We start from the raw sequence: 5808 nt of genomic DNA, 5'->3' as shown, positions 1-5808 counted from the left end.
TGCAAACATCGTAAACGCGGCGCTCATGGAAAGGCCCATCTCGGCACAGGCTCGTTCCATCCTTTTTTTCACATCTTCATCCAACTTAAAATTCACATTGACCGTGTGTGCCATATCCAACACTCCTTTCCTACTCATATTATATGCAAAAACAAAGAAAAATACAAGTATTTTTCTTTGCCATTCTGCAAATGCGTCACACCGATATGTAGACATTTACAGGTGGTAAAACCCTTGATTTACAAGGCTTTCCGGGCGCAATAGAGTGGGGGTGGTATGTTTTACCCTCAAACCGCCGGAAAAGCCCTCCTTGGCCGTTCCAGAGCCGGAAACCACCCCTAATCCTCACCCTGGCCTAATGCCTCCACCAGCAGATCACTCAACGCCTGTGACGGCCGTACCCGTGCCACCATGTGTCCGTCCTCCTGCCTCACCGCAGGCGGCTCGCTGTCCCACCATTTTCGGATCGTCTTAGGATCAAGGCCAGTATCTCGATGACAGTCCGCTTTGCGACCGGCTGGATGCTGCTGCCGCCATTCATAGACCTTCTTTTGAGCCTTTGGTCGCCCGTCCTTATTTCTCCATTTCCCATCCGGGTCATCAAACGCTTGTACAACCCTCGCTCTACCTAAATGCTCTGCCTGTTTACGCCAATTTCTCTTGTTAACCGGCATAGTCATCCCAGAGAGCTTGGAAATGTCGTCTCTCGGAAAGGTTACATAGTCCTCGTTGAACATCTCCAGAGCGCACACAATATCGTCCTTTGTGAAGCGGTTGATGTCCTCCTCACTCATATCATCGTAAGGCTTGAGCAGGTCAAAAGCGTCTCGGCGCAGCTCCGCTTCGTCTATGTTACATTTCTTAGCATAGATGGCTAAGGTCATAATGCCATAAAAACGGTGTCCTACCTTGATTTCATCTGCAATGCGGTGCAGCCACCAGTCATAAAGATCCCGCTTCACCGTCCAGCGCCCCCGGCGCTCCTTCTTCACCACCCGGCGATCATACCAGTCCGGATACTTCTCTTTTGCCTCGGCCAGAGACAGGCGGCTCTTTCGCATGAGTGCCTGTATGCGCTGCTGCTCTCCATTGCTGTCCGGGATATAGTCCAGCAGCTTCTCCAGCGCCACCGCACCGCCATAACGATAAGCCACCACAGGATAGTCCTTCCCCAGCTTAGAGCTGGTGCCAACCACACGGAATCCCTGTAAAATACCCTGCATTTGCGGCTCCTTGATGGACGAAGTAAACCTGTTCCAGATCTGCCGGGTAAGAGCGTATTTCAGTTCCTTCAAAATCTTCTGATTCTGCGGGTACATAGGAATCGGCTCCGTCAGCACATAATACAGATGCAGGCCGGTTCCGCTGTTTACCACGAAGGTAGCCCTGGGAATAATGTCCTTGTTCATCTGATGCAGCGTATCCCGGAGCTGCGGCATCCCTACACCGTCAAGGTCAAAGACCATCGCATAGAGATACCTGGCATTCTGCCCACGGCGCTGCCGTCCAAAATATGAGATAGGGGACATGATTGTAAAATCTGTGCCCTGGATCTCACTCAGTTCCTCCAGCTCGTCCGTAATCAAATGCCGTCGAGCTTTCCCATCTCCCTCAATTTCCAACGCTACACCATTTTCCCGGCTGTCCTGCTTTTTTGGAACAGTCAGCGCAATAGCGTTTCCCTTGGCATCTTCATAATGCCCTTTCCTCTCAAATGATCCTTCCGGGAAGATCTCTCGATAAAACTCATACGGCTCCACCGGCTCCAGATACTGCCGGAGGTGGGCATTCTTCTCCCGATAAAGTGCCTGCTGCCGCTCCAAAGCAGTCTGCTGATCCATAGCCATAAAAATACCTCCAATCCAGAAAAGAAAAAAGAAGCAAAAAAGAAAATCCGCTGCGGCGGGGAATCGCCTGCGGGCGGGAAGGGGGAAAAGGGGAGCCAAAGAGCGCCGCCTACGGCGGCTTAAAGAGAAAGTCACCTCCCCTTTTCCCCCTCGCTCCGGGGCATGGAAATGATGGAAAACCTTTCAGGTTTACCACATTCCCACACCCCTCCGCACACCCTCTTTTCCCCTCCGACTTTCTCCCTTTCTGAGAGAAAATTTCTCTTTTTTGTTTTGGGGCCAAAGGCCCTTAGGGGGGCATATATTATCAATACAGTAATTCCCTATTTTCGTCTGTTATTATAGCCTGTCCGAAAGCCGGTTGCAAGCCCCTTCGGACAGGCTATTTTCACAGGCTCATATCGCCCCAAGAATGACCTCTCTCGTGCTGTTTTTCCTGCCGGTAAGTCTGATGCTCCGGCAGTAGATCTCTCGCCTTATCGACGAGGTGGAGAAGCTGCTTCGGCAGGTGACGCTCCAGCATATCCAGTACCCGATCAATGCCCTCCAGCAGCCGATCTGAAAAGCTGCGTTCTTCCTCCAACGCCTCCTTCAGTTCCTCGTTTTCACTCCATAGCTGCCGATTTTGGCTTTCAAGACGGCTACGCTGCGCTGCCGCCTCCATCTTCTCATGGACGGAAGGAATCTTCTTTTTCAGCTCTGCTTTTTCTTCTTCCAGCACAGCGTTTTTCTTCTTCAGATCTACGACCGTCTGCTTTGCGGCAGCTCCAGTCATAGCTACATCCTTTAGCTGCCGGATCTGGTCCACAGTAACGCCCTTGACAGCCCCTGTGAGCGTTTTTTCCGGCTGGATGGTATCGAAGTCCACCCGCACCCGTTCTGCGGCCTTCAGCGCCGCCACAGTGCCGGAGAGCGACTTAATCTCTCCCTTCAGCTCCGTTTTCTTCTCCTGCATATCTGCCAGCTCCTGCAAGGCTGCCGCTGTCTGCTCCTGCACGGCCTCGGCCTCCTGGATCGCCGCCCGGTACTCCGGCAGCTCCATGTGCCGCCGGTTACTGCCGAGAGAAATAATTTCAAATTCATGCTGCTGAGCGATCTCCGTCAGCACTTCCTTCTCCCGATCCATCCAAGCCTTCCACTCGGTCTGTTTCCGACCAACACCTGTAAAGCCCTGCTGCTTGAGCGCCTGCTTCATAGACACTCTCGTTGACAGTCCCCTCGTCTGCTCCGTTGCTACCGGGATATAGTCTACATGAAGGTGCGGCGTGGCTTCGTCCATGTGCAGCACCATGTTGAACACATGGAGATGGGGATTCCGCTCCTGAAAGCTCTTTGCGTACTCAATCAGAGCCTCCGCTGCCCGCTGGCCGCCCTCCGTACCGCAGCCGCAGTCATTCAGATTGCCGATCTGGAAGATGGCCTCATGGAACAGCTTCTCCTGCTTGCTCTGCCGGATATGCTCGTAGTAGTCTGGGATCTTATCCCTTGTCTTTTTCTTCCCGGCGTTGTATGCCTCCAGTGCCTCGTCGAAGATCTCATGGTAGACCTGTTTCAGATCATCGTTGCAAAAAGTCACATTCTGCTCCGTCCGGCTCCGGTCTACATTCGCCGCTGAAAATCTCCGGTTGTTATGCCGGATACTGCCCCGGCCAGTCATGCCGGAAATAGTTGTACCGATAAAATCACCCACCCTTTCTATCGTCTAAACCTCTTACCAATCCCATCTTACCATAGCCCCTGCAAGGGGGCAAGACCTCTTTGTTACTTTCTAGGTGAGAAAGTAACGCAAAAGCACTTTCACACCGCCGCCCCTTCGGGGCTGGCAGTATGAAAGTGCTTTTGCGCGCTCCCGCGGGGATTGCCTGGGGCGGCTGAGGACAGCAATAGCCGCATCAGTCGCCCCAGAACAGGGCATCAGCCCCGCCGCCTACGGGCACTCACCCAGAGGTCATCAATTCACTGCTGGGCCTTACTTTTTAATCCTATCGCGTCACTTAAATATCAAGTTCATGTTGAGTAGATGCTACACGGCAGGATGTCAGGCCCTTCATATTTGCAGAGCCACAAGTGAAGTTAGCATAGTAAGCATCCGCAGGCCACGAATTCGTACTATATACACTTGTTGACGTTCCAGCCTTAATCGTTACATCAGACCCGGACACAAGAGTACCAGTATCGGAACCTCTCGTTATAGTAAACTGAATATCACCTTTGCCCTGATTGCTAATCCATACCTTCGCATAGGGATAAGAAGATGTTACCTCAAATTTCTTACTCATCTCAGTCCCGGACAAGGAAACATTCGTCCAACGTGTGGTGCTTGCATACGGAACCGGCTGGGATGCAAGCTCTTCCATTTCTTCCGGGTCAATGATTTCAAACACGAGATCCCCGACAACTATAATATCTCCAGGCTCTCCTTCAATGACAACCTCATGAGCCCCACTTGCCGTAGAACCAGAGACACTATTCGCCGCCTGGGGGACCTCCCCTTCTGCTGCCGCTGCCACTGACACACTCATCAAGGCCATACACATGGCACACACGAGACCAATACTTGTAAGTTTCTTCATCATAATCATCTTCCTTTCTTAATCTGTTCGTCTGCCTACTTCCTACTTACCACCATAATTATATCACTTTTCCTATATTTATCAAGAATTTCTTTTACAGGAACAATCCGTGAAACAGCCGCCTGAGCCATCCTTGCCTTTCTACTGGCCCCTCGCCTTGTTCCTCTATCTCGTCCCTGTTAGTGAGGAACTGCTGCTGGATCATTCCCGCATGGAGAGCCTGAGCCGCTGCCGCCGTCTTCTGGGCAGCAAGCAGGGCCTCGGTCAATTTTTCAATCTGTTGGTCTTTCACTTCAAGCTGCTCTTGCAGCGTGTCAATGGTAGCCTGTAAGACTGAAACAACATCAGCCTCTTTGAGCTGCTCCGACACCGCTCCAATGGGGCGCTCCGTATGCGCTCCATTGGAGCGGTCAGCTTTCAAAAAGTCTTGTTTTATCAGCGTTTCAGCCTGCTCCGATAGATACAAGACCCCCTGCTCCGTATGCGCATACGGAGCGCAAACCGTATGCAGCTTGCCTTTGTATCGCTTATAGACCGCCTGCTTTGATACCCCTATCTCGTCGGCTATCTGCCGGATTGTTTTCATACCTTTACGAACAAGCCGATAGGGCACACACCCTCAAATCCAGGCGTCGATATGTACCAGCAGCCGGGGCCGGTCGGCTCCCAGGACACCTCCAGGGTAATATCATGCCACCCATCTGGAAACAAGGCTGTAAAACCCTGTCCAGCGTGTACACCGTCCCCCTCCAGGAGTAGACGGGGGTGCGGATCATCGTCTTCTGGATTGGGGAGCTGCAGCTGTGCGATCCTCTCTTTACCCCAGCTCATAACCGGCCCTTCCTTTCTCAATCGTCATAGTGGCCCAAGCAGGAGATAATATAGACAATCTCTCCTTGCTCATAGTAAACAATGCGATTGGTTTCATCAATGCGGCGGCTCCACCAGCCGCTCAGGTTCTCCCGCAGCGGCTCCGGCTTGCCGATCCCCTGGTAGGGGCTTCTCAGAATATCCTTTATCAGCGCGTTGATCCGTTTCAGCGTCTTTTTATCCTGTGTCTGCCAATACAAATAGTCACTCCACGCCCGATCCTCCCACAACAGCTTCATCAGTCCACCTCAATCAGGTCATGCTCGGCAAAGTGAGCCTTACCATCCTTCACATCCTGCATAACGCTTTCCAGGTAGCGGAGGTTCCTTTCCGAGTAGAACGGATCAGCCGAAATCTCAAACGGAATACGGTACTCCCTGCCGACCTTTTTTGCAAACATCGTAAACGCGGCGCTCATGGAAAGGCCCATCTCGGCACAGGCTCGTTCCATCCTTTTTTTCACATCTTCATCCAACTTAAAATTCACATTGACCGTGTGTGCCATATCCAACACTCCT

The 5808-nt window shown here is 52.0% G+C and carries 7 protein-coding genes; all 7 read right to left on the bottom strand.

The genetic code is table 11. From position 1 onward, the window contains the following. The coding region (locus E0E41_RS18260; protein ID WP_207303262.1) for a type II toxin-antitoxin system RelB/DinJ family antitoxin at positions 1-114 on the bottom strand (114 nt) is incomplete at its 3' end. A gap of 224 nt (positions 115-338) precedes the next feature. Beyond that, positions 339-1847, bottom strand: coding sequence for a hypothetical protein (locus tag E0E41_RS18255; RefSeq protein WP_178687326.1), 1509 nt, complete (start codon positions 1845-1847; stop codon positions 339-341). Between the two features lie 388 nt (positions 1848-2235). Continuing rightward, positions 2236-3504, bottom strand: a complete 1269-nt coding sequence (locus tag E0E41_RS18250; RefSeq protein WP_278045200.1) for a plasmid recombination protein — start codon at positions 3502-3504, stop codon at positions 2236-2238. 337 nt (positions 3505-3841) lie between these two features. Further along, positions 3842-4423 (bottom strand): hypothetical protein, encoded by a 582-nt coding sequence (locus E0E41_RS18245; RefSeq protein WP_130871312.1) that lies wholly within the window; start codon positions 4421-4423, stop codon positions 3842-3844. A gap of 91 nt (positions 4424-4514) precedes the next feature. Beyond that, positions 4515-5033, bottom strand: coding sequence for a TetR family transcriptional regulator (locus E0E41_RS18240; RefSeq protein ID WP_130871311.1), 519 nt, complete (start codon positions 5031-5033; stop codon positions 4515-4517). Positions 5034-5268: 235 nt separating this feature from the next. Beyond that, positions 5269-5529 (bottom strand): Txe/YoeB family addiction module toxin, encoded by a 261-nt coding sequence (locus E0E41_RS18230; RefSeq protein WP_130871309.1) that lies wholly within the window; start codon positions 5527-5529, stop codon positions 5269-5271. Then, positions 5529-5808 (bottom strand): type II toxin-antitoxin system RelB/DinJ family antitoxin (locus E0E41_RS18225; protein ID WP_368020137.1); only part of this gene is annotated, 280 nt, incomplete at its 5' end. The genes E0E41_RS18230 and E0E41_RS18225, both read right to left, overlap by 1 nt.

The sequence above is a fragment of the Intestinimonas massiliensis (ex Afouda et al. 2020) genome (genome assembly GCF_900626285.1).
GTDB lineage: Bacteria > Bacillota > Clostridia > Oscillospirales > Oscillospiraceae > Flavonifractor > Flavonifractor massiliensis_A.
This window is presented reverse-complemented; position numbering and strand designations above follow the sequence as displayed.